A 26,759-nucleotide genomic window follows, 5' to 3' on the forward strand; every position below is an offset into this window, starting at 1 on the left:
CATCACACTCCCGCTGTCGCGGTGGAACGCAGCGCCCGTGGCAATTCGGCGAGCGTTCCAATCGTGAGAACAACCAGGTCGCCGATACGACGCCGTGTCGGCGGTTCTCCGGGCTTGACCCAGACCGCAATCCGCATCGCACCGATCGGCAAACGCGACTGCGCTTCCGTGAGATGAGTAATTTCCACCCCACCTCCCACGATCAATACCACGATCGACGCATCCGGTGCCTCGGTAGCCACATCCTGCGCGAGTGTCACCACAGTGGCTTTGCCCGTGGATGTTTCGACGCCCGAGAGCTGATCGAGTAAGCGCGTCGGTGACATCGTGTGCAGGCCCTGGTCGTGAGTCAGTACCGTCAGCTCGCGGCCGTCGACAATGGCGTGCACGCCGAGCGAACCGGCCACACCCACGGCCAACTCGAACTCCTCGTCGCTGAGGTACTCGGCCCGCGCCGTCGACAACGCCACTGCGAGATGCCAGCGACGGGTCTCCTCGTACTGACGAACCATCAAGGTTCCGCTGTGCGCTGTTGCACGCCAATGGACCGATCGGCGGTCGTCACCGACCGTGTACTCACGGAGCGCATGAAATGCCACGTCGCTGTCGGAAAGATCCGGGACCGGTCGACCGTCGAGGTCACGCAAGAAACCGGCAGTCACCTTGTCCAACGGGATCGTGCGCGGATGAACATACAGGTGTTGTTGATCGCCCCAGGCAACTTCACGGCGAAACATTCCGATCGGATCGGACCGGACCGTTCGAACCGGACCGACGTCGATAACGGCCCGTCGCCCGGTCGGGATTGTATAGATCTCCTCGTGTGTATCGCCGCCGCGCAACCGCGGTACCGCGAACATCGCGACGCCCTTCCCGACGGGCAGTTCCACATTGACGGGCATCGCCGAACGAGAGCCCTTGTTACGCACGACGATCTGCCCGGCAGCGCGGTCTCCCACCACCACCCGATTTCCCGCCAACGCCAACGAAACCTCGAAGCGGTTGCGTCCGATCAGAAACAGCAGGCCGAGTAGGGCGCAGATCAACGCGGTCAGACCGACAGCTACCGCTTCGATCCACGAGAACATCCACCCAATCGCCAAGCCGAGAACGGCGAGCGCGACGACGGACCAACCGACCGGGGTAGCGATGCGCCGAATAGCCGGCCAATATTGCCATCCTCGGTGAAACCGCTCGGGGTGCTCCATCAGACCCCCACGGACTGCGCCCGCATCTGCGGAGCGGGAATCTCGGACAGAGTGCGACCGAGCACCGATTCCGGTACAGCACCCGAGAATTCAGCCTCCGGTTCGAGAATGATGCGGTGCGTCCACACCGGACCGACCAGGTCCTTGATGTCGTCGGGAACGACGTAGTGGCGACCCTGCGCGGCAGCCCAGACGCGGGCGGCACGCACCATCGACACGGCGCCACGAACACTGACACCGACCCGAACCTCGGGCGCCTGGCGCGACGCTTCGGTAAGGCGCGCAACATATTCCAACAACGCAACATCCAAGTGGACGGTAGAAGCAAGGTCCGCCATCTCCGCCGTCGCCGCCGGAGTGATAATCGCCTGGACCTCGAGCGAACGATCCCGAGTTGCGGCACCGGCCAGAATGTCGATTGTCGACGCAATATCCGGATATCCCATCGACGTTTTCATCAGAAAACGGTCCAACTGAGCCTCAGGCAGGCGGTAGGTTCCGGCTTGTTCGATCGGGTTCTGCGTCGCGATCACCATGAACGGACGCCCGACGGGGTACGGCCGCCCGTCCACCGTCACCTGCGACTCTTCCATGACCTCGAGCAAGGCCGACTGGGTCTTCGGCGAAGCACGGTTGATCTCATCCGCCAGCACGATCGACGCGAACACCGGGCCGGGGTGAAACTCGAACTCCGCCTTGCGCTGATCAAAAATGCTCACGCCGGTCACGTCACTGGGAAGCAGATCGGGGGTGAACTGAATGCGACTGTGCGAGCCCTCCACCGACGCCGCCAGCGCACGCGCCAACAAGGTCTTGCCCGTTCCCGGCGCATCTTCGAGCAGGATATGACCGTCCGCCAGGAGCGCCGTCAGCACCAACCGGATGGTGTCCGGCTTGCCCAGAACAGCCCGGCCGATGTTGGCGACCAATCCGTCGAACGTGGACGCGAACCAGGTTGCCTGGTCAGGGGTCATCGTCATCTCTGATTCCTTCTCTCTGTATCGATCAGCATGTGGGCGATCAGCATCGGGGCATCCCGGCCGGGACGGATGTCGCATTCGTATGTTCAACTGCGATGTAGTAGCCCGAGACCGCACCACCACTGCTGCGATACCACTGGCTGATACCGCCGAACGGACCTGCCCAGCACGTGACAGTCATCGTTCCGGTCTTCTGGTAACCGGGACTCCCACAGGTACCGTTCTGGTGATTGAACGGTGCACCGGTATCCGGTTCCGGGCACGTACCACTCGTCGCGGAGATGTTGATCTGCCACGACGTCGGTTTCGGTTCTGCCGCTGATGTCGCGGTGCCCGTCGACTCGGTGCAACCGCCCTCACTCGCACAGACTTTGATGCGCAGGGTGTGGCTCTGACTCCACCCGTCACCCATCGTGACGCTGCCGCTGTTCGACACAGCCTGCCCGTCGAAGGTCACGTCCATACTGGCGATCGGGCGGCCGTTGGTCAGGCTGCTCTGATCTGGGTTCCACGTGAAGGTCACTGACTTTCCGGCCGCAGCGCCGCTGATCGTGGGCGCTTTGGGAGTACCGAACGGCGTGATGGACGCCGACGCCGAACCGTCCGGTCCCGTGCCGGCGGCGTTTTCCGCGCGCACCGAGAAGGTGTACGACGTGCCGTTGGCCAGGCCGGTGTACGACCCTCCCGGGCCGGCGCTCCAACTCTGATATCCGCCGCCGTTGACGGAGACCTGCCAGCCGGTGATGGGGCTACCGTTGTCTGCCGGTGCCGTAAAGGCAAGTGTCGCAGCGCCGTCGGCGGCGGTAGCGGTGACACTGCTCACTGCTGCCGGTAGTCCGTACGGAGTGACCGCTGCCGAGGCCGGGCCCGCAGTCGAGGGACCAACCTTGTTGTAGGCAATGACGCTGAAACTGTAGGCATCAGCCGTCGAAAGCCCGGTCACCTGCACAGACGTACCGGTGAGACCAGCTTTGGTGTCCACCACCGATCCGTCCTTGCGAACCTGCACGTCGTACTTGGAAATCTCCGCGCCGTTGTCGTCGGGTTCCGCCCACTCCACATCGATCACTCCGCCGTTGACCGAGGACGCTGCGCGTTGCGCCGTCGGCGCACTCGGCGTCTGCGGTAGGCCGGCCGGAGTCACCGACGCCGAGAACGCACTCCACTCCGACGGATCCGGAGCACTGTTACGTGCCTGAACCCGAACCTGGTACGGCACACCGTTCTGCGCGTCACTGACCGTCAGCGAGGTCCCGGTAATACCGGTACGTTGCGATCCACCCGCAGTCGAAGGTGAGATTTCCACCGTGTAATCGGCGATCGGACTGCCCTCGTTGTTCGGAGGCGCCCAGGTGACCTGCAGCGAGCGGTCACCCGCCACGACGGTTGGCGCTTCCGGTGTGTCGGGCTTGGCATCGGGACGGGCGGCACCGGAGACCGCCGAGGGTGGAGAGTCCCCGACTTCGTTGACTGCTACGACCGTGAAGCGGTACTCGTCGCCGTTGCGTAGCCCGGCAATGGTGCAGGTGGTGGACGGGCAGTCTTGCTGCACCCCGTTATCGGACAGCACCCGGTAACCGGTAATCGGCGCACCGTTATTGGACGGCGGCGACCAACTCAGGACGACCGTCGCATTGCGCACCTCCTCAACCGTCGGAGCTGCCGGGGCGTCAGGCTTGCCCCGGACCGTGGCGCTGACCAGAGCCGAGGACTCCCGGGACGGATCTCCTGTGGCGTCGGCAATACGGTAGCGCGCCGAGACAGTCCCGACGAAGTCCGCCGGCACCGTCAACTGCACCTGATCGCCGGCGATTGTTGCGCTCGCCGGCCCGGACTGCACCTCGGCCGAAAGGATCCGCAATGGGGTATTCGGGAAGGGATTGTAGTCATTGGCAAGGACGGAAACCGAAATACTCTGCCCCGCTACGGCATTACCGAAGTCGTCATTGTTGGCGATCGGAAGCGGACGATTGCTGGCCGTGATCTGCGCCAGCACAGTTCCGATCACCGGTTCCGACGCGCCGTCGGTCACACTCACCTCGACGGGTACCGATGTTCCCGGTGCCGCCGAATCCGAGGCGGTAAGGGTGAGCTGCGATCCGTCGAGAGCAGATGTGACGCCGGCCGACGTGCCCGAAGTCGCTGTGAACGTGAGCTTGTCCAGATCACCGGCATTGGGATCGGTGGCGAGCTTACGGAGATCCACGGTGACCGGGTCACCGGGCGCAACCTCGACGGTTGTGCCGCGCAGTGTCGGGGGCTGATTGCCGTCGGGCAGGACCCTGATCGGGATGGTCAGTGTGGCGGTCAGTCCCTCCGGATCATCCGGCCCGGTACCGTCGGTCACCTCGAAGGTCAGGGCGTCGTCACCAGTGTAGTCGGCCGCTGCCGTGTAGCGCAGACGCGTCGCGTCGACCACCAGTTGCGAGCCGTCACTGTGCAGGGCTTTCACCGTGCGGTCATCGGTCAATCGCGCAGTGCGTCCTGTCCTGACCACTACCGCGTCAACCAGATCGAACTCGCGGTCCTGTCCCGCCGTCACCTCGACGACGCTTCGATCCCGCAATGCAGGGGCGACGCCGGTCCTGCCCGGCACCAGCACGAACGCCGAAGCCTGGCCACCATCAGCGTCGGTGATCGAGTACGTCACGATCTGTGCCGCATCGGTCAGGGCGATCGACAGTCGCCCGTTCGACTCCACCGTGGCACCCACGTCGGACGATGCCACCGTCAACGCCCCGAGGGTTCCGTCAGGATCCGAATCATTGGCCAGGACATCCACCTCGACCTGCGAGCGAGGGGCGCCGTCACTGTCCACCAGTTTCGTGGCGTCGACTCGATCGTCCCGCGCGAGCGGACGCAGCAGTGGCGCATCAGGATCGACAGTGACCATGACCATGGCCCGGGCACTCGCGCCGCGTGCATCGTCGATCCCGTATCCGAAGGTAAATGTTCCCGCGTCGTGCGGAGCGGCGACGGTGACCAGGTCGCCGTCAGCCAGCGCCCCGAGAGTGTCACGGTCTTGCTCACTGCCGAACCCGTCGGGATCCAACGAAATCAGGTCACCGTCCGGGTCGATATCGTTGTCCAACACAGGGATCGACACGTCACGGCCTGGCCTGACGGTGACACGATCGTCCACTGCCGTCGGCGGCTGATTCTGCGGACTGGACGGTGCAATACCGACGTCGACGCGTCCGGTGGCGCGACGACCGAGCGTATCGGCCACCGTGTACTCGAAAAAGTCTGCACCAGTGGCACCTTCAAGCGCGGTGTAGTCGATCCAGCCGTCACCGACCTCGCCGACCCGACCTCGGCCGGGAGCTGCACCGATACCGACCAGAGACACCGAATCACCGTCCGCGTCGATTCCGGTGAGCGGAATCGGGATACGGGCAGTGGCCCCCGAAATGACCCGGCCCGCCACCGGTACCGGCTTGGGGGCGGTGTTGGCTTCGTCGTTGCGCGGCACGACTCTGATACTGACCTGCGCCGAATCTGTCTGCCCGGCAGTATCTACCACCGAATAGATCGCATGGAGAGTACCGGGCCGGTCACCGGCCTTCATTCGCAGAGCGTTCTGCGAAACGAACAGGTTGCCGTCAGCTGGATCCACCCCCTGCACCAGATCAGGCACGACTCGGATGACATCCCCGTCAGGGTGAGAGTCGTTGTCCATTACCGCGATCGTGACGATGTCACCGACACGAACTACCGCCTCGTCGGGTTCTGCGCTTGGCGGCGACAATTTTGCCGGCGGCGGCAGCGGAACCACGTCGACGCTTCCGCGCGCAGAAGCACTGCCGTTGGATACCGTGTACCGCACCGTCACCGGGGTGCTGATGCCGTTGGAGTTGCTGATACGCAGCACCCGATGCTGAAGTGCCGCAACGGTAATACCGGAGTTTGTCGGTACCTCGACGGACTGGACCACCAGTACCCCACCGTCGGGATCGGTGTCATTGGAGAGCACGTCCACCAATACGTCACCACCGGCTGGGAGCAACGCGACGTCGTCGGCAGTGATGGGCGGACGACCGCCACCGGTAGGCTCGGCGACGTCGATGCGAATGAGTCCCTCAGCCGTTCCCGGTCCATTCGTGATTGTGTACGAGACGTAATACGTGCCCGGGCGGTGCGCCGTGATCTGCACTGATCCAGCAGCATAATCCGGGGCCAGAACCGCGTCAGGCACCTCGCCGATCTTCGCAAGACGCAATTGACCACCAGCCGGATCCACATCGTTGGCTAGCGGCGAGAATGATGTCGGACGCCCCTGCTGCACCAGCACATGGTCGGCATTCGCAACGGGAAGCACTTTCTCGATCGGCTCCACAACGACACGAATCGTGCCCTCGGCACTGGCGCGACCGTCGGACACCGTGATCGGCACCTGCCGCGCACCCAAGACCTGGCCCCCGTCGGCGAACGTGAAGCGCCCGTTGGGGAGCACCTGAGCGGAATCGCCCGGCGAAGTCGGCTGCGCGGACACCGCGACAACGGCGTCACCGTCCGGGTCGATCCAATCGTTGAGTGCGTTGTACGCAATCGAACGGCTTTGTGCGACTACCAGTTCCGGAACCCGTTGAGGCCGCGGAGGCTCGTTCACACTCATCGGGCGTACGTCGACGGAGACACTCGCCTGATCGGTGCCACCCAATCCATCGGAAACCTCGTACCGGAAGCTTTGCCGGCCGATCGCATCCGGGGCAACGGTGATCTGCAGCGCCGTACCGTCACGCGCCGGCGCCACGACACTGCCGACCGGTTGTCCTCCGACCGGAACTACGGTGAGCACATCGCCGTCCGGGTCACTGTCGTTGTCCAACACCGGAAGCAAGGTCGAACGTCCGGGTCGAACACCGAAGTCGTCGTCCGCCGCAGTGGGCGGCCGGTTACCATCCTGACGGTCCGCAGTTGCGCGTTCCTGGTCTTTGCGCAAACTCTGTTCGTCTCGCTGATCAGTGTCCATGTCCGGCGGAATCACGTCAGTCCAGTTGTCGACGAGTTTGAGGTTCTGATCCGCTACCCACAGGTCCGTGCCCGCTTCGTCATCGAGAACAACGGCACTGCGGTTGACCCGGAACACCGGCGCCCCGAACGGTTTCCGCTTGCCATCGACGGTCCCGGCACTCAACTCGTCGACCGTACCGCCGCAGTCACGTACATAAGCGCCACCGCTCCACGCCGCATGGACACAACCGTCGACGACAGCTGGACGCGCTGACCTACCGGTACTGCCGACTACGTCGATCGCGTGCGGCGTTCCCCCGCCGAGCGACTGGGTGACAACCTGCCCTCCGGCGGCGAGAACTACGGAGTCCGCCGCCGGAGATGGCAATTGCAGTGCAGAGTTGGAGGGATCCGGTACCGCAATATCGAGACCTTCGGTAGAGATCAGTCGGCCGGCGCTGCGATCCAGCACCACGGCAACTGCGCCCACCGCTCCGATCTGAACGGTTCCCGGCGCCGGACTACCCGGCACGGAAACACGATTGACCTCGGAGAACACGCCCCCGTCGTCGGCTCGGAACGTGATCAACTCACTCGGTCCAGGGGAATAGGCATGCACTGCACCGTCGGTACCTACCGAGACGACGCTCGAAGCACCCAGTTCTGCGATCGGATCCGTCGCGGACCCGACGCCCACCGGTTCATTCTCCGAAGCAATTCGCAGCGCGCCGGTGGATTCCTCGATGGACGCGAGTACGCCGCCGCCGAGGGCGACCGACGTTCCCGGATCCAGCGCCACGCCGGTGCCAAGCGACATCGTCGCCCCGTCGAGCGGCAACATTTCAGCGGAGCCGGACGAGACCGCAAACGCGACGTCCCCGTCCTGGACGATATCCATCCCACCGGGCTCGAGACGGACGGATCCGTCGAGTTCACCGGCGCTGTCGTTGAAGTGCCCCACCAGCGAGCGGGTGGAATCGGAAACCCAGACCCCACTGTCGTTGAGTTCGACATCCGCCGAGGTGTATCCGTCGCTCCGCCACGCGAAAACCCCCACAATCGACACAACCATGGCGATGACCAGCAAAGAAGCGATAGTGCTTCGGCGTGCCTGGAACCATGTCGGCGAATTCACGAGCGCTCCCAGTCTACGGATCGGCAATCCGTCCACCGTAATAGGAAGACCCGGTCGAGCGCTGTCCTCTGTTCGAACTACATCAAACGGGCAGTCAGATTCCCGGCGCACGGCAACTCACGCAACAGAATGTCCGCGAACACGAACAAACCCCGCCGAACGTCGGGGATGGAAGATTCCACCACCCGTGTTCGACGGGGTTGTCGGGGTTTGTCAGCCAGATTGGCTTAGAGCTACACCGCCAGGCACGCCGGACCGAGTAGCGCCTTGAGATCGCCCATCAGCGCCGACGACGGTTCTACCCGTAGTACGTCGTCTACCTTCCACAACGTGACCTCCGTGCCACCGATCAGTCGAACGTGTACGTCCGACGTTCCGGGATGGCGGGTCAAAATCTGCTTGAGAGCACCCAGCTTGTCCTTGGTGCACTGACGCAACGGCAGTGACACTGAGAGCGGCCGCGCCACACCGATTGCCGAAAGATCCGGAACCGCAAGGTCATTGCCGATCAGCGACATTCGATCGTCACGGATGGACACGCGCGCCTTGACCAGAACGATCGCGTCCTCGGCAATGTCCATCCCGTAGACGGCGTACGCCTGCGGGAAGAACAGCACCTCGATGCCACCGACCAGATCCTCCAGAGTCACGATGCACCAGGTCAGGCCATTCTTGTTCACCCGGCGGTCTACCGAGGCGATGATGCCGCCCAAGGTGACCTGCGCGCCGTCCTGGACTCCGCCGTCGAGAATCGCAGCGATGGAGGTGTCGGACTGCTGCTTGAGGATATGTTCGACGCCGTTGAGTGGGTGCCCGGAAACGTAGAGCCCCAGCATCTCCCGCTCGAGAGCAAGACGATGCTTGGTTTCCCACTCCTCCTCCGGAATCTTGACGTCGAATACCGAAGCGATGGATTCGTCTGCTTCAGCCCCGCCGAACAGATCGAACTGGCCGATCGCCTCTGCCTTCTTGGTGCTCATGACAGCGTCGATAGCGTCGGCATGCACCAACATCAAGCCCTTACGCGGATGCCCGAGAGAGTCGAATCCGCCTGCCTTGATGAGAGATTCGGTGACCTTCTTGTTGCATGCCATCGCGTCGATCTTGCCGAGGTAATCGGAGAAGTCGGTGAACTTCGATTTTTCGGTTCGCGCCTTGATGATGGACGCCACCACGTTGGCACCGACGTTGCGCACGGATCCCATACCGAAACGGATGTCCTCACCGACGGTCGCGAAGTCGACCCGCGACTCGTTGACATCCGGCGGTAGCACCGTGATGCCCATTCTGCGGCAGTCTGCGAGATAGATAGCAGACTTGTCCTTGTCATCACCGACAGAGGTGAGCAGACCGGCCATGTACTCGGCCGGATAATTGGCCTTGAGGTACCCGGTCCAGTACGAGACCAACCCGTACCCAGCGGAGTGCGACTTGTTGAACGCGTAACCGGCGAACGGCAGGACGGTGTCCCAGAGAGCCTTGATGGCAGCTTCGCTGAAGTTGTTGTCCAACATGCCCTGACGGAAACCGGCGTACGCCTTTTCCAGTTCGGAGAGCTTCTTCTTACCCATGGCGCGGCGCAGCAAGTCGGCCTGTCCGAGGGTGTAGCCGGCGACCTTCTGCGCCAGCTGCATGATCTGCTCCTGGTAGATGATCAGACCGTAGGTCTCCGAAAGGATCTCCGCGAGCGGCTCTTCCAACTCGGGGTGAATCGGCTTGACTTCTTCGAGTGCATTTTTGCGTTTCGCGTACGAGATGTGGGCGTCCACACCCATCGGACCCGGTCGGTACAGCGCCAGAGCGGCCACGATGTCGCCGAAACCGGTGGGCTGCATCAGTTTCAGCAGCTCGCGCATACCGCCACCGTCAAGCTGGAACACACCCAGGGTGTCGCCGCGCGCGAGGAGTTCGTAGGTAGCCGGATCATCCATCGGCAAGGTGTCGAGGTCGATGTCGATACCGCGGTTGGCCTTGATGTTCTCGAGCGTGTCACCGATGACCGTGAGGTTACGCAGGCCCAAGAAGTCCATCTTGAGCAGACCGATGTCTTCGCACGACGGGTAATCCCAGCCGGTGATGATGGCACCGTCCTGGGCGCGCTTCCACACCGGAATGGCGTCCATCAGCGGCTCGGACGACATGATCACGGCACACGCGTGCACACCGGCGTTACGGATCAGACCTTCGAGACCCTTTGCGGTCTTGTAGATCTTTGCGACGTCGGGGCTCGAGTCGATGAGCGCCCGAACCTCGGCCGCCTCCTTGTACCGCTCGTGCTTGGGATCGGTGATGCCGGACACCGAGATGTCCTTGGCCATGATCGGGGGCGGCAGCGCCTTGGTGATCTGGTCGGCGATGGCAAAACCAGGCTTACCGAACTGCACGCGTGCGGAGTCCTTGATGGCTGCCTTGGTCTTGATGGTTCCGAACGTGATGACCTGGGCGACGCGGTCGCTTCCCCACTTGTCCGTCGCGTAGCGAACCATCTCGCCGCGACGGCGATCATCGAAGTCGATATCGATATCGGGCATCGACACACGCTCGGGGTTGAGGAATCGCTCGAACAGCAGACCGTACGGAATGGGGTCGATGTTGGTGATGCCCATCGCGTACGCAACCAACGAACCGGCTGCGGATCCACGACCGGGACCGACGCGGATTCCAACGTCCTTGGCGTGGTTGATGAGGTCACCGACAACGAGGAAGTAGGCCGGGAAGCCCATCTCGTTGATGACGCCGATCTCGTAGTCGGCGCGCGCCAGATACTCCTGCGGCGGACCGCTGGGGAATCGGCGGTCCAAACCGCGCATGACCTCGGCGCGCAGGAAGCTCTGCTGCGTGTGTCCCTCGGGAACCGGGAAGATCGGCATGCGGTCGTGGAATGCCCACACATCCTCGTAGGACTGGACACGCTCACCGATGGCCACCGTGTTGTCGCAGGCTCCGGGAACTTCCTTGTCCCAGATCGCTCGCATCTCGGCAGCTGACTTGAGGTAGTAGCCGTCGCCGTCGAACTTGAAGCGGGTGGGATCCGAGAGCGTCTTACCGGTCTGGATGCAGAGCAGTGCCTCGTGATTCTCGGCAGCGTCCTTGGTGACGTAATGACAGTCGTTGGTAGCCAGCGGCGGAATGCCGAGTTGCTTACCGATATCGAGCAAGCCCTCACGGACCCGACGCTCGATCGAGAGACCGTGATCCATCAGTTCCAGGAAGAAGTTGTCCGGACCCCAGATCTCCTGCCACTTCGCGGCAGCCTCGAGAGCCTCGCGATCATGGCCGAGTCGCAGACGAGTCTGGATCTCACCCGACGGGCAGCCGGTGGTGGCGATGATGCCTTCGTGGTGCGTGGCGATGAGCTCCTCGTCCATACGCGGCCACTTGCCGAGCTGACCTTCGATGGACGCGAGCGACGAGAGTTTGAAGAGGTTACGCAGACCCGTCGCGTTCTCCGCGACCATCGTCATATGCGTGTACGCGCCGCTACCCGAGACGTCGTCCGACTTCTGGCTACGATCGCCCCACAGCACGCGCTTGGTGTTGAACCGGGACTCGGGAGCGATGTACGCCTCGATACCGATGATCGGCTTGATGCCGGCCTTTTTAGCCTCGTTGTAGAACTGGCTGGCGCCGTACATGTTTCCGTGGTCGGTCATGCCGACTGCCGTCATGTCGAGACGTGCGGCCTCCTCGAACATGGCGCCGACTTTGGCCGCACCGTCGAGCATCGAGTACTCGGTGTGATTGTGAAGATGAACGAACGAGTCAGCCACGTGCGCCTCTCTGAAGGTCTGGGAGCTTGATCGAGTGTAGGCCCCGCTACCGACAAGGCCGGCGGCCGAGCATCTGTATCCGAGGTAGTAGTGACGAGAGTTACGAGACCGGTCTCACGGAATCGGACCGTCGTCAGGGCCGGGAACAACCACGTCCACGTACTCGGGCAACAACGGCCGAACTGCGGCGCGCCACGGCGTTCCGTCGACAGACATCGCCTCGAGCGCCCGCACCACAGGATTTGCTGCCAGCATTGCCAGGTCGCCGACATCGCCGCGAACAACCACACCGACCGCGCAGGCGCAGTCCTGGGAGAGAGATCGAACTGACGCAGTGGCAATCAGCTTCTGCCGCTCGTCCACCCCGGACATCGAGGCAAGCCGAGTCGCCGCAGCACCCGGCGACTGCCTGATCGCCACGTCGTTGTCCGGTACGGCAATCGAGACCAACGGCGTCTGGACGCGGTCGATCGGCACCCGCCACAGCACTTCCGACACCCTGATTCCGGGCGTCGCAGCAATAACCTCGTCGGCAGTCATCGGCGCCGCGAAAGATGCCAACGCCCAGGTTGGCCCGTCCACCGTCGACAGTGTCGCCTTTGCCCGATCGAGATAGTCGACAACCAGTTCCCCGCCGTCAGGGCCGAGCGAATCCGTTCCGATCGGCGCCGTCGGCACCGGATTCATCAGTCCCGCGCCGACCACCAGCGCAACAACTGCCACGCCGGCCGACACGGAACCGATTCCGCGCAGCGTCACGTCGATCGAAGGACCTCGAGCGCGTCCGCAAGATCCTTCGGGTACTCGCTCTTGATCTCGACCCACCGGCCGTCGGCCGGGTGAGCGAAACCGAGCGACACCGCATGCAGCCACTGGCGCTCGAGACCCAGGCGCTCGGCCAATCGCGGGTCTGCCCCGTAGGTCAAGTCGCCGCAGCATGGATGTCGCAGTGCGGAGAAGTGGACCCGAATCTGGTGTGTCCTACCGGTTTCAAGATGAACATCTAACAGACTCGCGGCCTGAAACGCCTCGATGGTGTCGTAATGCGTGACACTCGCCTTGCCGTCAGCTCGCACAGCAAAACGCCAGTCGTTTCCGTGGTGACGGCCGATGGGAGCGTCGATGGTTCCGCTACTCGGATCCGGATGTCCCTGCACCAGCGCGTGGTAGCGCTTGTCGATGGTCCGTTCCTTGAAAGCACGCTTGAGCACTGTGTACGCCCGCTCGGACGTGGCAACCACCATGACACCCGACGTACCGACGTCGAGCCTGTGGACGATGCCCTGACGCTCGTGTGCGCCGGACGTCGAGATCCTGTAGCCCGCTGCAGCAAGTCCGCCGATCACCGTCGGCCCCGTCCATCCGACGCTGGCGTGCGCTGCGACTCCGACGGGCTTGTTCACGGCAACAACGTCGTCGTCCGAGTACAGGATCTCCATGCCCTCGACCGGCGTCGCCTCGACGGTCAGCGGACGCGGCGGCTCCGGCAATGTGACCTCGAGCCACGAACCCGCGGTCAACCGATCGGACTTGCCGACGGCAACGCCGTCGAGCAGAACCGAACCCTCCTCTGCGAGGGTGGCCGCAACGGTGCGGGAGAGTCCGAGTAGACGAGCCAAGCCGGCGTCGACGCGCATGGCATCAAGTCCGTCCGGCACTGGCATCGACCGAGATTCCCTCATTTGTTCTCCCCTTGGGATTCAGACTTGCTGTCGCCGGACTTGTCGCTGCCGGACTTGTCGCTGCCGGACTTGCCACTGTGGAGTCGCTCACCGTTGGGCTCGAACCCGAACAGGGTCAAGACGACCAGGAGAATCGCGCCGCACACGATCGCGGAATCAGCGATGTTGAACACCGGCCACCAGCCGATGGACATGAAATCGACCACGTGTCCCTGCATGAACCCCGGTGCGCGGAACAACCGGTCCATCAAATTGCCGAGAGCGCCGCCGAGTACGAGACCGAGGCCCAGAGCCCACCACGGTGAGCGGAGTGTGCGGCCGATCTTGATCACGCCGATCACCACACCGATCGCCACCAGTGTGAGGATCCACGTCATGGACGTCGCCATCGAGAACGCTGCGCCCGGGTTTCGGACCAACGTGAAAGTGACAACGTCACCGATGATTTCGATCGGCTGACCGGGCGTGATCGCTGCAACAGCCCACACCTTGGTCAGGATGTCCGCGACCAGGATGACTGCCGCAATCACGATCAGCATCACCAACCGCAACGGCCGCTTCGGCGAATCGGCCTCAGGCGAATCGGGCTTCGATAAATCGGTAACCGACTGATCCTCCGCGTTGACATCTCGTTCTGGGTGGTCTGTACTCACGCCACCATCATCCCCTATGTTCGCGGCTCGGCCTGCACTCACTCCCCGACCCCGACCGAGCACTTCGGGGAACCGGTTAACCTGGAGCGCGTGCCACAGTTGTCTACGTCCGGCAGGCGCGTTCCGTATGCGTTCGCAGCCGCCCTCACTCTCGCCGCTCTGCTCACCGCATGTAGTGGCTCGGAGCAACCTCCCAACACCTCCTCGGCAACGCCCAGCGAGTTCACCGTTCCGGTAACCGCCTCCACCGTCGAGGTACTCGACGCCGGCAGCGAACCACGCCAAAGCCTTCGAATGAGTGCGCCGGTCGGAACAACTCAGACTGCGACACTGATCACCTCTGCCGTAGTTAGTCAGCAGATCGATCAGCAACCGGTCAAAGACTTCTCGTCACCCGAAATCACGATTCCCCTGAGCGCAGTTGTCACGACGGCTGCGTCGGCACAAAGCCCCACGACGGTGGTCGACCTCACCCTGTCGGACATGAGCACTCCTGACGCGACACTGCAAGCAGCGCTCGGTGGCGCCGATGGTTCGGGAGCCGGATTGAGCATCACGGAGTCCGGATCCATCACGGCACTGCGGCTACGTCCGGCCGGCGATTCCGCGAATGCCGCCCGCGCCGCTATCGAGCAGGCTTTCGGTCAGGCTGTCTATCGCACCGTTGCACTACCCGACGCTCCCGTCGGAGTCGGGGCGCGATGGACCGTCAAGCAGGAGGTCAGCAGTGAGATCCTGCTGGATCAGACCACCACCGTTACGTTGACCGCCCGCGACGGCGACCGACTCACTCTCTCCGTCGAGGTGTCTCAGACTCCGCAGAGCAGTGTCTGGAATCTGGCCGGCAACGCCGGGATACTCAACATCGATCAGTACGTGATGACTGGTTCCGGGACTGCCACTGTCGACATGACACTGCCCCTTCCCGTCAGCGGGGACATGTCGATCGGCGGCGACCAGGCGTACAGCGACCCGGACGGATCGTCCGTCATCAAACAGAGCATCACGAACAACATTCGGTGGACGCAGTAATGGCGCGTCGTATCGCACTCGGACTCGCTGTTACAGCTGTCCTCGTCGTCAGTGGGTGTAGCTCGGGCGCTTCCGGTGACAGTGCCACAACTGCGTCACCTGCACCGGAGGTATCGCTCGTTCCGATTACACCGATCGAGGCGACCAATCTCGGTGGCACTCCCCTGGACAAGGAGACGTTGCAGCGCACGGCGCTCACTTTGATTGATCTTCCGGCCGATTTCGACATCGCGGCCGACCCCGTCGAAGACTTGGGCCTCGCTCCGGCACCGTCGACGTCGGACTCCGACAAGTCCACTACCGACCCCGCCGCGTGTGCGGCCGTGCTCGCACCGATCGCCACCCAGATCCCCGGATCGACTGCTTCGATCACGAAGATGTTCACCGGACCGGATTTCACGAGCATCGATCAGGACAGTGCCTCCTTTGCCGACGGTGCCGCTGCCGCAACAGCTTTCCGCACGATGCAGGAAACCCTGGCCAGCTGCGCGGAGTATTCAGGTACCGACGCCGACGGCACGACGGTGTCCTATCGGGTCGGCGCAAGACACCAGCCGAGCGTCGGCGACGCATCCTTCTCGTACCGAATCATCACTACCAGTGAAGGATTCACACTTGTTGCCGATGTTGTCGTCGCTGCGGTCGGCACAACTCTGACACAGCTTTCGGCAACGGCTCCGACACCCATCGCCCCGGATGTGCTGGGGTCCATGGCGGTTACGGCAGCGCAGCGACTCAACGTTCCGACCCCGTAACCACCCGATACTCGACGGCCCCGCTAATCAAAAATCGCGGGGATCAGATTGCGGAATCAACCGTGTATTTAGTGAGTCCCGGCGCACCCGCAAGAAGTGGGCCCAGGTCCTTGATCGCGCCCGGGCCCGCACGCCACGCGCGGTAGGCCGCGTCAGCCTCGGCCGACACCCATTTCTCGACACACAACCAGTGGCCCTCGTCATCGTCGTCGATCAATACGTCGACGCCTTCGCAACCGTCGAAGGCACGAGTTTCAGTCAAGATTCTCCCGACCACCTCACGAGCGGTATCGAGACTCTCCTTCTTCAGCCGCAGATCCAGAATCGCAGAAATCGTCACAGAAAACTCCTTGGTGCAGTAGGGATGAAACGAACCGATCAGGAACCGAGCGCAATTGCCAACTCGCGCACCGCATTCTCGGCATGTTCGAGGCTAGCGGAAGCGCGGTCCGCCAGTGGTGCCATCGGCGGAATACGCCCGGCCAACGTCAATTCTGCAGTGACAACCGAAACCTTCATTCCCAGAGAGGTTCCCAGAACCTCTCGCAGGGGAGGAACCGTAAAATCAAGACCGACATTGTGACTCCCCGGCGCGTACGTGTTGCCTCGACTCGACACGATGACAACAGGTTTACCGGCGAAGGGCCGATTCGGTTCGTCGAAGGGAACCGTCGTACCCAGGACATGGATGTAATCGATCCACGCTTTCAGCGTCGAAGGCAACGACCAGTTGTACATCGGAGCGCCGATGACAACAACATCCGAAGCCTCGACCTCGGCAATCAACTCCGTTTGCAATGCTTCTGCAGGGGAGTCAGGGGCACTGCCCACCTTGCGAAGTCGCTTCGCGTAGTGCAACTCGGCGTCCGGGAGGTGCGGCAGCTGATTCCGGTGCAGATCCCGTTCGACAACAATGTTGCCTGCACCCTGCTCGCGCCAGGTCTGGGCGAACAGCGCCGTCAAAGTTCGGGAAACCGAGGTTTCCAACTCCGCGGACGAATCGATGTGCAGCAACTGTGGCATCCGTACTCCTTCGACGCTCCCCATACAGCATTCATACCTTGCTCGGGGCACTGCTATCCGGGAGGGTCACCCCTTGCTCGATCCTGTCGACCTCAAGCATGCTCAGCAGGTCCCCGGGCGTGATCTGTTACGAGACGGTTGGCGCCAAACCGACGGGCCGTATCGATATCAGAGTCGGCGAGACGATCGAGATCGACTCGATGTTTCAGGACAGTTCAACCACCCGCGGCGGCGGACGTGTCGCCGTCCACGAGTACCACGTCACTGCCACTGCCGATGTCGAAACCGGCACGCTGCTCACCATCGACGCGGATCCTCGGGTACTTCCCTACGAAGAATGCCCACTCGCGTCACTGAATGTCGGGCGCATTATCGGCACTCCCCGGTCTGCGCTCAGAACCGTTATTCTCGAACAGTTCCGGGAACAGAAGGCTGCACTCATCTCAATGACGCCGTGCGTGCCCTCCCCGAAGTTCCGGCGTTGATACGCGCGACCGGGTAAGGGATAGCAGCAAGCGAGGCCTATTTACGATCAACATTGTCGATGATCGATGTCTATGATCGCCCCACACCCTGACCTCGTCTGGAACCAGAACATCACCCGATCCGGAAGTGCCCATTTCAGTAGATGGCACGGCATGATGGTTCTATGAACTTCCGACGCCTGCTTCGAAATGCTGCGATCGGCGTCTTCGTTCTATCCGCCATTTTCCTCGCAATCACCGGCATCGTGAACGGCGAACTGACGACGATCGTCTATGTCGCGGTAGTCGTTCCAGTGGCATTGAGTTGGTGGAACGAGCAGCGCGGCAAGCCTTCCGCAATCCGGCCCGATTCTTCCCTGTGGCAAACACTCACGCTGCTCTACGCGATCACCCTCGGAATTGGCGGCGTCGCACTCGTGATCATTGAGCCCGGCGTCCTCTCGCGCATCGCGGGCGTTCTTGTAGTAATTTCCGTCCTCTTCTACCTGCTGGCGTCCTGTTACTCGAAAGAAGCCAAACCGCAGACCCTTTGACAACTCCCCTGTCACCATGAACGGTAAGTAGTGCTGGGAAAAGACGATAGCGCCACACCGATGTGAGGAGCAGAGTTCATGCCAGAACCGAGAAGAGCCGAACATACCGACTACGTTTCCGTGAATCCGATCTTTTCCAGGCCTGGCGAAGATTCGGTTGCCTCGAAGTACGCCCTCGAACCTGACGGAATGCTTCCCGAAACGGCATATCAGATCGTCCACGACGAAACGATGCTGGACGGCAATGCCCGCCTGAATCTCGCCACATTTGTGGGCACGTGGATGGACGATCACGCCACCCGCCTTTACGCCGAATCCTTCGACAAGAACATGATCGACAAGGACGAGTATCCGCAGACCGCCGCAATCGAAACGTATTGCTGGCGAATCCTCTCAGATCTGTGGCACGCACCGTCCCCGAAGGACGCGATCGGAACATCGACCATCGGTTCGTCCGAGGCCTGCATGCTGGGCGGACTCGCCCTCAAACGACGTTGGCAGCACGCGCGGCGAGCCGCCGGTAAGCCGACGGATCGACCGAACATGGTCATGAGTTCGGCAGTGCAGGTGTGCTGGGAGAAGTTCTGCAATTACTGGGACGTCGAAGCGCGATACGTCCCGATCAGCGAAGAGCACCGCACCCTCGACGGGCATGACCTGGACAAGTACGTCGACGAGAACACAATCGGGGTTGTCGCTATCCTCGGCGTCACCTATACAGGAATGTACGAACCCGTCCTCGAGATTTCCAACGCACTCGACGCCATCCAGAAGAAGACCGGACTCGACATTCCCATCCACGTCGACGGGGCTTCGGGCGCCATGATCGCGCCGTTCCTGCAACCGGAAATCGAATGGGACTTCCGGCTTCCGCGAGTGCACTCCATCAATACGTCGGCGCACAAGTACGGATTGGTGTATCCGGGCCTGGGCTGGGTCGTGTGGCGTTCGGTGGATCTGCTCCCCGAGGACCTCGTGTTCAAGGTGAGCTACCTCGGCGGCAGCATGCCGACCTTCGCGCTCAACTTCTCCCGCCCCGGTGCTCAGGTGATCCTGCAGTTCTACTTGTTCCTTCGGCTCGGCCGCGAGGGCTACCGCTCGATCCAACAGTCGTCGCAGAACGTCGCAAAGTTCCTGGCGGAGGGCATCGGGAAACTCGACGCCTTCGAACTCTGGAACGACGGTAGTGATATTCCGGTCTTCGCCTGGCGTCTCAAGCCCGGGCACACGGAAAACTGGACCCTGTACGACCTGTCTGATCGACTGCGCGCGAAGGGCTGGTTGGTTCCGGCATATCCGATGCCCGATGACCTCACCGAGATGACCGTGCAGCGCATCGTCGTGCGGAACGGCCTGAGCATGGACTTGGCAGCAAGCCTGTTGCGCATTATCGAGGAAGAAACCGCGTTCCTCGACGAACTCGCCACTCCGATGCCCCGGCCGCGCGTCACCGAAGGCTTCCACCACTGACCTGCTGAACAGACAAAACTGCCGTCGGCTCCCCTTTCGGGGACCGACGGCAGTTTTATTCAGAGTTGAAAATCAAGCACACGCAGGCGACGTCAGGTTCGCGACCGGAAGAATCGCACACGCGGTGGTCTTCGAAAGCTTCCACACGCCATCGGAGTACACGAAGGACGCTTGAGCGCCCTGACCGAGCGGCTGTCCGTTGACGATGATGTTCAGGGAAGCTGAAGCCGTATCGCTACCCGTGTCGATGACCGGGTCAAGGATCTCGACCGTAGCGTTGGCGGCCTTGGCAGCTGCGGCAACCTGGTTCATCAGCTCGGGATCAGCCTCGGCGCCCTCAACGAGGTTGGCGCGCTCCGCGACGGGAACACTCTCGTCGAGGCCCTTGACCAGAAGCGCATTGAAATCGGCAGCCGACGGCAGCGCTACGGAGGTTGGTTCGACAGTGGCCGTCGGGGTCTTGGTAGTCGTCTTCGGGGTCTCAGTCTCGCTGGAACTGCAGGCAGTCATCGTCAGGGCCGCTGCAATCGCGACGGCTGCGACGGTCATGTTACGAAGCTTCAACTTCTCAGTCCTATCCATTCCGGTGTTCACATACGAGCACACCATGAACGTGGGCACTCGCGGTCTTTCATCACATTACCCAACGGTAAGTGTGGAAAGTCTAAGGATCTCCTCAGAGTAGGCTGCCGAGAGCATCCGCGACTTGGAGATACGCGTCGTCGTCGGAAAAAGTCTTGGCGATTCCTGTTCCGGTGGAACGCGTTTCGAACCGAACCGTCACCACACCGTGTCCAGCACCCTGCACCCAACCGTGCCCGAATTCCGGATGGCTCACATCCAGACCGGGGTGCCAGTATCTCTCCGGAACCCGCGCCGGCACCGGAGCGTCGTCGGCTTCGTCCGACACTGTTTCGACCAGATACCCGGGCACATCCTGGTCGAGTTCCGGAAACAACGACCCTTGACGGACGGTCGACAGCCCGGCAAAACCTACCCCGACCAGCCGGATCGGTCCCAGTTCCAACGGATCGATCACCTGCTTCTGAGCAGTCGCAATCAGGATCGCGCGGTCGAGGGTCGCATAGGGCAGGGTCACTGATCGGGTCAGGACACTCATATCGGATTTCCTGAGCTTGAGTACCACCGTCCGAGCAGCGCGGCCGTCCTTCTCGAGCCTGGAATAGGCAGAGCCACCACTGTTTTCGACCGCAACACGCAACTGCGCCAACGTCACGATGTCGGTCGCGAACGTCGATTCCGCGCTGATCTGCTTGGAATCAGCACGCTCCGCGACCGGGCGATCGTCGATACCCTGAGCCAGTCGGTGCAGGCCCGGCCCCACCGTTGTTCCCAGGATCGATGCAACCTCCGCCGGCGGTGTACGCACAAATCCGCCGATCGTCACGATCCCGAGCCGTTTGAGTTTCTCCTCCGCAACCGGGCCGATTCCCCACAGCTTGCGTACCGGCAACGGATCGAGCAGATCCCGCTGCTGACCCGGCGGAACAACCGCCACACCATCAGGTTTGGCCAGACCCGATGCAATTTTAGCCACCTGCTTGCCGGCCCCCGCACCGATGGACGCAACCAATCCCGTCTCAGCCAGTACGAGAGCACGAATGTCCTCACAGAACGCGCGAACCTCATCAGCACCAGCGCCCGCCAGTTCTGTCGGTTCACCAAACGCTTCGTCCACCGACAACTGTTCCAGCACCGGCATTCGCAGCCTCAACGCGTCGAACGCCCGCTTACTCAACACCGAATAGAGCGACATCCGCGGCGGCAGAACTACTCCCCCGCCGCCCACCAATCGACGTGCCTGATGCATCGGCATCGCGGAGCGAGCCCCGAACGCACGAGCCTCGTAACTACAACCGGCAACCACACCCCGGCCACCCAGACCGCCCACCATCACCGGACGTCCCCGCAAAGTCGGACGAGTCAATTGCTCGGCGGAAGCGAAGAACGCATCCATGTCGAGATGAAGTACCCACCTTCGACTTCGCGTCGGGTCAGCGTGATTCATCAGCGACAACGGGCAATTTCTTCTTGGGTGGTTTCTTCTTGGGCAGCGGCATTGCGTCAGCAGTTCGCTGGATGAATGCCTGAAGTTGATCGACGTCGTCGAGGCTCTCTTGCGGCACCCGGCAATAGTCTTTTGCGCCCGGATACGGCGGCATGCGGTCTGCCAGCGATGGGAACTCGACACTGATCTCGGTCGGCTTGACGAACAACGTGTTGTTGCAGATCAGCGCAACCATTTTCTCGTCGCAATACAACCCGTACTCACCGAACATGGCCCGGGCACGGACGTCGAGCGGCTCCAACTGTTCCAGAATCCACGCGACGGTGTCTTTGCTCGAGCTCATGCCAGCACGCTACTCCGGCACCCCGACATACTTCGGGGCACCGGAGTCAGCGTGAACTAGGCCTTCTTGTACTTAGGCTTGTACTTAGGCCTTCGTGATCGCGGCGCGGACTCCATCACCGAGGTCCACGGCGTCACTACCTGCCTCGCCCACGGAGAATTCGACCGCCAGAACCTCACCGGCAATCATGTCGCCGTGGCGCTGCGCCCATTCCTTGCGATCCTCAGACACCTCGAGGATGACCTTGATGCGGTCCGACACGTCGAGGCCGGCATTGCGACGTGCATCCTGCAATTCACGTACACGGTCCTTGGCCCAACCCTCAGCCTCGAGCTCTTCGGTCACAGCCGAATCGAGAACAACCAGGCCGACCCCATCAGGAAGAGCTGCCGTCGAATCAGGTTCTGCTGCAACCAGTTTCTGCGTGTACTCCTCCGGCAGCAGTTCAATTCCGGCTGCGACGACAACGCCATCGGCCGTCTCGGTCCAGTCGCCGGCCTTCACAGCCTTGATGACGGTCTGCACGGACTTACCCAGACGTGGGCCGGCAGCGCGCGCGTTGACCGCAATCTCGAAGCGGCCGTGAGCGTCGACGTCATCGGTCAGATCGACCTTCTTGACGTTGACCTCGTCAGCGATCAAGCCGAGGAACGGGCGCAGACGCTCCGAATCGGGTGCAGCGACAGTGACCTCGGGCAGGGGCAACCGAACCCGCAGGTTCTGCGCCTTACGCAGGCCCAGCACGGTGGAGCAGACCACACGCACATCGTCCATCGCGGAAACCAGTTCAGGGTTGGCCGGCAACTCCGACGCCTCAGGCCAATCAGCCAAGTGCACCGAGCGTTCGCCGGTCAATCCGCGCCAGATCACTTCGGACACCAACGGCAGCAACGGCGCAGCCAGACGTGTCACCACTTCGAGAACAGTGTGGAGCGTGTCGATCGCGTCGCGATCCTCATCCCAGAAACGTGAACGCGAGCGTCGCACATACCAATTGGTGAGGGCGTCGCAGAACAAGCGCAATTCGTCGCAGGCACCGGAGATATCGTTGGCCTCGAGAGCGTCGGTGATGACATCGCGAGTACTCGCAAGCTTCGCCAAGATGTACTGATCGAGGATGTTCTCCGAATCCGTACGCCACACTCCGGATTCCGGTGTGTACAACTGCAGGAAACTCCAGGCGTTCCACAGCGGCAGCAGTGCTTGGCGAACGCCTTCGCGGATACCCTGCTCGGTGACGACTAGGTTTCCACCGCGCAGGATCGGCGAGGACATCAGGAACCAGCGCATGGCATCACTGCCGTCGCGGTTGAAAACCTCCTTGACGTCCGGGTAGTTGCCCTTGGACTTGCTCATCTTCAATCCGTCGTCACCGAGGACGATGCCGTGTGCCACAACAGTTTTGAACGCGGGGCGATCGAACAATGCGGTAGCCAGCACGTGCAGGTTGTAGAACCAGCCGCGGGTCTGACCGTTGTACTCGACGATGAAATCGCCGGGGTAGTGAGTCTCGAACCAATCCTGGTTCTCGAAGGGGTAGTGAACCTGAGCGAAGGGCATGGAACCTGATTCGAACCAGCAGTCCAGAACCTCGGGCACCCGACGCATCATCGACTTGCCGGTCGGGTCATCCGGGTTGGGACGGACCAGATCGTCGATAACCGGGCGGTGCAGATCGGCCGGGCGCACACCGAAGTCTGCCTCCAACTGATCGAGCGAACCGTACACATCCATGCGCGGGTACTGCGGATCGTCCGACATCCACACCGGGATCGGACTGCCCCAGTAGCGGTTTCGGCTGATGTTCCAGTCGCGAGCACCTTCGAGCCACTTACCGAACTGGCCGTCGCGGATGTGGTCGGGCACCCACGTGATGTCCTGGTTCAGCTCGACCATGCGGTCGCGGAACTTGGTGACGGAAACGAACCACGACGGAACTGCCATGTAGATGAGCGGCTGACCGCTGCGCCAACTGTGCGGGTACGAGTGCTCGATCGTCTCGTGCCGCAACAACTTTCCGGCGGCCTTGAGATCCTTGATGATGACCGGGTTCGCATCGAAGACCATCAAGCCCTCGTACGTCGGCACCATCGACGTGAACTTTCCACCGGCGTCGAGAGGCTGAACGACCTCGATACCGTTGGCAGTAGCGACATCCATATCCTCTTCACCGAAAGCTGGTGCGAGGTGGACGATTCCAGTTCCCGAATCCACGGTGACGTAGTCGGCGGACAACACGACATGCGAATTCGGATGGCCGGCAAAGAAGTCGAACGGCGGCGTGTAAGACAATCCGACGAGTTCGCTGCCCTTGTGGCGCGAAACCACCTCGGGGTCCTCCCCCAGCTCACGCGCGTAATGACCGACACGAGCCTCCGCCAACACATATCGCTTGCCATCCAGACCGAGTACCTGGACGTAGTCGATCTCGGGATGCACCGCCGTCGCCAGGTTGGAAGGAAGCGTCCACGGCGTCGTGGTCCAGATGATTGCGTTGGCGCCGTCGAGAGGCGAACCCGGTGCCACCAACGGCATGTCGACCGTGACAGCCGGATCCTGACGCATCTTGTATGCGTCGTCCAGCTTGGTTTCCTGGTTGGACAGCGGCGTCTGCTCGTACCAGCTGTACGGCAGCACGCGGAAGCCCTGGTAGATCAGACCCTTGTCGAAAAGTTCCTTGAACGCCCACATGACCGACTCCATGAAGTCGATATCGAGGGTCTTGTAGTCGTTGTCGAAATCGACCCAGCGCGCCTGACGGGTGACGTACTCACGCCAGTCATCGGTGTACTTGAGCACCGACGACCTGCAGTAGTCGTTGAACTTGGCGAGACCCATGACGTCGATCTCGGACTTGTCCTTGATACCGAGCTGCTTCTCGGCCTCGAGCTCAGCCGGCAGTCCGTGGCAGTCCCAGCCGAATCGGCGTTCGACCTTGCGGCCCCGCATGGTCTGGAAACGCGGCACGAGGTCCTTGACGTAACCCGTCAGCAAGTGACCGTAGTGTGGCAAACCATTGGCGAACGGTGGACCGTCGTAGAAAACGAACTCCTCGTTGCCGTCGCGATTGGCAACAGACGCCCGGAAGGTGTCGTCGTCAGCCCACTCTTTCAGGACCTTTTCTTCCAGAACCGGAAACTTGACTCCGGTATCGGCGGGGACGCCGTAATCGACTTTGGGGTACCCGTTACTCGCCACTGCGATCTCCTCGTGCCTGTCCGACTCGGCACGGGGACGATAAGTGCGCATCTGCGTACGTACCGCGGTACCACCCCGCTTGCAACACGTGAATCCGGCGACGTTCACCGTCCGGACTTCCGGTTACCTCTCTCATTGAGCTGTGACGGGCTCACCCGTTCGGTTCTACTGAGTGCCCGGCGGGCTCAATTGCCTGCTGAATCACTGTTCTTCCGAAGGCTCCCCGGTGATCGCCGGTTCATCGCCAGATAAATCCTGACTAGCCAAATAAATATTGATTAGCCTGTGTTCGTGTAGACCAGTCTAATGCTCGTTGTTTTCATTCGCTGATCCGCCATCGGCATCCGCAGAATCGGGCACGTCCCCGGAATCCGGGATCGGCCCGGCGCCGGAGGCAGCGGACCTATCCTGCTCATCCAACGGCAGAACCGTTCTCTTACTGGTAAGCGCACTGACCAGTAAGAGAACGGCACCTGCGATGCAAATAGCGATACATGCCCACGCCCAGACAATCGAACCGGTTGTCAGAGCAATGACCAGGAATGCAAATCCTGCCGCAGCGAGAACTATCGTCGAGACCAGCACGTGTCAACCTCTACCGGTGTCGCCGCTGACCGTCGAGAATCTCTCGGTCAGCTGTTTCCCTTTGCGAACGACGGGCTGAAAGATTCCTGGCCACCGTCGACCGGCACTGCGGAACCGCGCTGTTCGAGCTCTTCGAGCTGCGATTCCAGGTAGGACTTGAGGCGCACCCGGTACTCACGTTCGAACGTCTTGAGCTGCTCGATGCGGCCTTCGAGGACCGAACGCTGCTGGTTGATGGTCGCCATGATCTCGGTGTGCTTCTTCTCGGCGTCCGCCTTGAGAGCGTCAGCCTTCTCCTGAGCCTGGCGAAGCTGGGTCTCGGAGCGAGTCTGCGCGTCGGTGAGCATTGCTTCCGACTTGTTGCGAGCGTCGGAGATCATGCCGTCAGCCTTGCTGCGAGCTTCGCTCATGAGCTGCTCGGAGTTGGTACGAGCGCTACCGAGCAGCTGCTCGGACTCCGCCTTGGCATCACCGGTGAGGCGATCAGCCATTTCCTGCGCCAGGCCGAGGACCTTGGCTGCCTGCATGTGTGTGTCAGCGCTCTGTGGTGCCGGAGCTGCTGCGGCCACGGGGACCGGTGCCACGACAGGAGCGGGCTTGGGAGCCTCGACCACGCGAGCCGGCTCAGGTTTGGGCTGCGGAGCAACCGGAGCGGCCTGCGCACCAGCCGGCGCCTTCTTCGCGGCGGCAAGTTCCTGATCCAGCTCACCTACGCGCTGATGCAGATCTGCATTTTCTTCGATGAGCTGCGACAGCGCCTGCTCGACGAGATCAAGAAATGCGTCGACCTCGTCTTCGTTGTAGCCGCGCTTGCCGATAGGCGGCTTGCTGAACGCAACGTTGTGCACGTCAGCTGGAGTCAGTTGCGGCATGGAAGGATCCCTTCACGCGTCATTAGGCGGTCTAGCAAGCATTCAGTTGCAAC

20 protein-coding genes are annotated in these 26,759 nt (G+C 62.0%); 5 read left to right on the forward strand and 15 right to left on the reverse strand.

Features of this window, described 5'->3' with window-relative positions:
• Positions 1-2 precede the first annotated feature (2 nt).
• The 7 genes from QM600_RS03225 to lspA form a co-directional block, all read right to left on the reverse strand.
• A complete protein-coding gene (locus QM600_RS03225) occupies positions 3-1,208 on the reverse strand; it encodes a DUF58 domain-containing protein (protein WP_283260043.1) in 1,206 nt (401 codons plus the stop codon).
• A complete protein-coding gene (locus QM600_RS03230) occupies positions 1,208-2,188 on the reverse strand; it encodes an AAA family ATPase (RefSeq protein WP_283260044.1) in 981 nt (326 codons plus the stop codon). Before QM600_RS03230 ends, QM600_RS03225 begins: the two co-directional genes overlap by 1 nt.
• A 40-nt stretch (positions 2,189-2,228) precedes the next feature.
• Complete coding sequence (locus tag QM600_RS03235) at positions 2,229-8,276, reverse strand: Ig-like domain-containing protein (RefSeq protein WP_283260045.1); 6,048 nt, start codon at positions 8,274-8,276, stop codon at positions 2,229-2,231.
• A 233-nt stretch (positions 8,277-8,509) separates the two neighbouring features.
• Positions 8,510-12,046, reverse strand: a complete 3,537-nt coding sequence (dnaE, locus tag QM600_RS03240) for a DNA polymerase III subunit alpha (protein WP_283260046.1) — start codon at positions 12,044-12,046, stop codon at positions 8,510-8,512.
• Positions 12,047-12,160: 114 nt separating this feature from the next.
• Positions 12,161-12,805, reverse strand: coding sequence for a hypothetical protein (locus tag QM600_RS03245; RefSeq protein WP_283260047.1), 645 nt, complete (start codon positions 12,803-12,805; stop codon positions 12,161-12,163).
• A complete protein-coding gene (locus QM600_RS03250; protein WP_283260048.1) occupies positions 12,802-13,728 on the reverse strand; it encodes an RluA family pseudouridine synthase in 927 nt (308 codons plus the stop codon). The genes QM600_RS03245 and QM600_RS03250 overlap by 4 nt, the downstream gene beginning before the upstream one ends.
• Positions 13,725-14,381, reverse strand: a complete 657-nt coding sequence (lspA, locus tag QM600_RS03255; RefSeq protein WP_283260049.1) for a signal peptidase II — start codon at positions 14,379-14,381, stop codon at positions 13,725-13,727. The genes QM600_RS03250 and lspA overlap by 4 nt, the downstream gene beginning before the upstream one ends.
• Positions 14,382-14,471: 90 nt before the next feature.
• On the opposite strand from lspA, the gene QM600_RS03260 reads away from it, so the two are divergent.
• Positions 14,472-15,413: a hypothetical protein gene (locus QM600_RS03260; RefSeq protein ID WP_283260050.1), complete on the forward strand. Its 942-nt coding sequence runs from the start codon at positions 14,472-14,474 to the stop codon at positions 15,411-15,413.
• A complete protein-coding gene (locus QM600_RS03265) occupies positions 15,401-16,168 on the forward strand; it encodes a sensor domain-containing protein (RefSeq protein ID WP_283260051.1) in 768 nt (255 codons plus the stop codon). The genes QM600_RS03260 and QM600_RS03265 overlap by 13 nt, the downstream gene beginning before the upstream one ends.
• Positions 16,169-16,211: 43 nt before the next feature.
• Here QM600_RS03265 and QM600_RS03270 read toward each other — a convergent pair whose 3' ends face one another.
• Together QM600_RS03270 and QM600_RS03275 are read right to left on the reverse strand one after the other, a co-directional pair.
• On the reverse strand, positions 16,212-16,508 hold the full coding sequence (locus tag QM600_RS03270; RefSeq protein WP_283260052.1) for a putative quinol monooxygenase: 297 nt from the start codon (positions 16,506-16,508) through the stop codon (positions 16,212-16,214).
• A gap of 38 nt (positions 16,509-16,546) precedes the next feature.
• A complete protein-coding gene (locus QM600_RS03275; RefSeq protein ID WP_283260053.1) occupies positions 16,547-17,191 on the reverse strand; it encodes an FMN-dependent NADH-azoreductase in 645 nt (214 codons plus the stop codon).
• A gap of 98 nt (positions 17,192-17,289) precedes the next feature.
• On the opposite strand from QM600_RS03275, the gene QM600_RS03280 reads away from it, so the two are divergent.
• From QM600_RS03280 to gad, 3 genes are all read left to right on the forward strand, one after another.
• Positions 17,290-17,676 (forward strand): DUF2889 domain-containing protein, encoded by a 387-nt coding sequence (locus tag QM600_RS03280; protein WP_283260054.1) that lies wholly within the window; start codon positions 17,290-17,292, stop codon positions 17,674-17,676.
• Positions 17,677-17,840: 164 nt separating this feature from the next.
• Positions 17,841-18,209, forward strand: coding sequence for a hypothetical protein (locus tag QM600_RS03285; protein ID WP_283260055.1), 369 nt, complete (start codon positions 17,841-17,843; stop codon positions 18,207-18,209).
• A 78-nt stretch (positions 18,210-18,287) separates the two neighbouring features.
• Positions 18,288-19,679: a glutamate decarboxylase gene (gene gad, locus QM600_RS03290; RefSeq protein ID WP_283260056.1), complete on the forward strand. Its 1,392-nt coding sequence runs from the start codon at positions 18,288-18,290 to the stop codon at positions 19,677-19,679.
• Between the two features lie 72 nt (positions 19,680-19,751).
• On the opposite strand, the gene QM600_RS03295 is transcribed toward gad, so the two are convergent.
• The 6 genes from QM600_RS03295 to wag31 form a co-directional block, all read right to left on the reverse strand.
• Positions 19,752-20,243: a WKL family lipoprotein gene (locus tag QM600_RS03295; RefSeq protein ID WP_502942854.1), complete on the reverse strand. Its 492-nt coding sequence runs from the start codon at positions 20,241-20,243 to the stop codon at positions 19,752-19,754.
• A gap of 112 nt (positions 20,244-20,355) precedes the next feature.
• Positions 20,356-21,708: a DNA polymerase IV gene (locus tag QM600_RS03300; RefSeq protein ID WP_283260058.1), complete on the reverse strand. Its 1,353-nt coding sequence runs from the start codon at positions 21,706-21,708 to the stop codon at positions 20,356-20,358.
• A complete protein-coding gene (locus tag QM600_RS03305; protein ID WP_283260059.1) occupies positions 21,695-22,051 on the reverse strand; it encodes a TfoX/Sxy family protein in 357 nt (118 codons plus the stop codon). The genes QM600_RS03300 and QM600_RS03305 overlap by 14 nt, the downstream gene beginning before the upstream one ends.
• 84 nt (positions 22,052-22,135) lie before the next feature.
• Positions 22,136-25,300 carry an isoleucine--tRNA ligase gene (ileS, locus tag QM600_RS03310; protein WP_283260060.1) on the reverse strand — a complete coding sequence of 1,055 codons (3,165 nt, stop codon included), beginning with the start codon at positions 25,298-25,300 and terminating at the stop codon, positions 22,136-22,138.
• Positions 25,301-25,552: 252 nt separating this feature from the next.
• Positions 25,553-25,834: a hypothetical protein gene (locus tag QM600_RS03315; RefSeq protein WP_283260061.1), complete on the reverse strand. Its 282-nt coding sequence runs from the start codon at positions 25,832-25,834 to the stop codon at positions 25,553-25,555.
• 47 nt (positions 25,835-25,881) lie between these two features.
• Positions 25,882-26,706, reverse strand: a complete 825-nt coding sequence (wag31, locus tag QM600_RS03320) for a DivIVA-like cell division protein Wag31 (protein WP_283260062.1) — start codon at positions 26,704-26,706, stop codon at positions 25,882-25,884.
• Positions 26,707-26,759 lie beyond the last annotated feature (53 nt).

The sequence above is a fragment of the Rhodococcus sp. IEGM 1379 genome (assembly GCF_030056815.1).
In the GTDB taxonomy this organism is placed as follows: Bacteria; Actinomycetota; Actinomycetes; order Mycobacteriales; family Mycobacteriaceae; genus Rhodococcus_F.

Excerpts from the sequence above, each read along its gene's own strand:
- QM600_RS03225 (WP_283260043.1), bottom strand. The coding sequence starts at position 1,208 with ATGGAGCACCCCGAGCGGTTTCACCGAGGATGGCAATATTGGCCGGCT.
- QM600_RS03230 (WP_283260044.1), bottom strand. The coding sequence starts at position 2,188 with ATGACGATGACCCCTGACCAGGCAACCTGGTTCGCGTCCACGTTCGAC.
- QM600_RS03250 (WP_283260048.1), bottom strand. The coding sequence starts at position 13,728 with ATGAGGGAATCTCGGTCGATGCCAGTGCCGGACGGACTTGATGCCATG.
- QM600_RS03275 (WP_283260053.1), bottom strand. The coding sequence starts at position 17,191 with ATGCCACAGTTGCTGCACATCGATTCGTCCGCGGAGTTGGAAACCTCG.
- QM600_RS03280 (WP_283260054.1), top strand. The coding sequence starts at position 17,290 with ATGCTCAGCAGGTCCCCGGGCGTGATCTGTTACGAGACGGTTGGCGCC.
- QM600_RS03285 (WP_283260055.1), top strand. The coding sequence starts at position 17,841 with ATGAACTTCCGACGCCTGCTTCGAAATGCTGCGATCGGCGTCTTCGTT.
- gad (WP_283260056.1), top strand. The coding sequence starts at position 18,288 with ATGCCAGAACCGAGAAGAGCCGAACATACCGACTACGTTTCCGTGAAT.
- QM600_RS03300 (WP_283260058.1), bottom strand. The coding sequence starts at position 21,708 with ATGAATCACGCTGACCCGACGCGAAGTCGAAGGTGGGTACTTCATCTC.
- QM600_RS03305 (WP_283260059.1), bottom strand. The coding sequence starts at position 22,051 with ATGAGCTCGAGCAAAGACACCGTCGCGTGGATTCTGGAACAGTTGGAG.
- ileS (WP_283260060.1), bottom strand. The coding sequence starts at position 25,300 with ATGCGCACTTATCGTCCCCGTGCCGAGTCGGACAGGCACGAGGAGATC.
- wag31 (WP_283260062.1), bottom strand. The coding sequence starts at position 26,706 with ATGCCGCAACTGACTCCAGCTGACGTGCACAACGTTGCGTTCAGCAAG.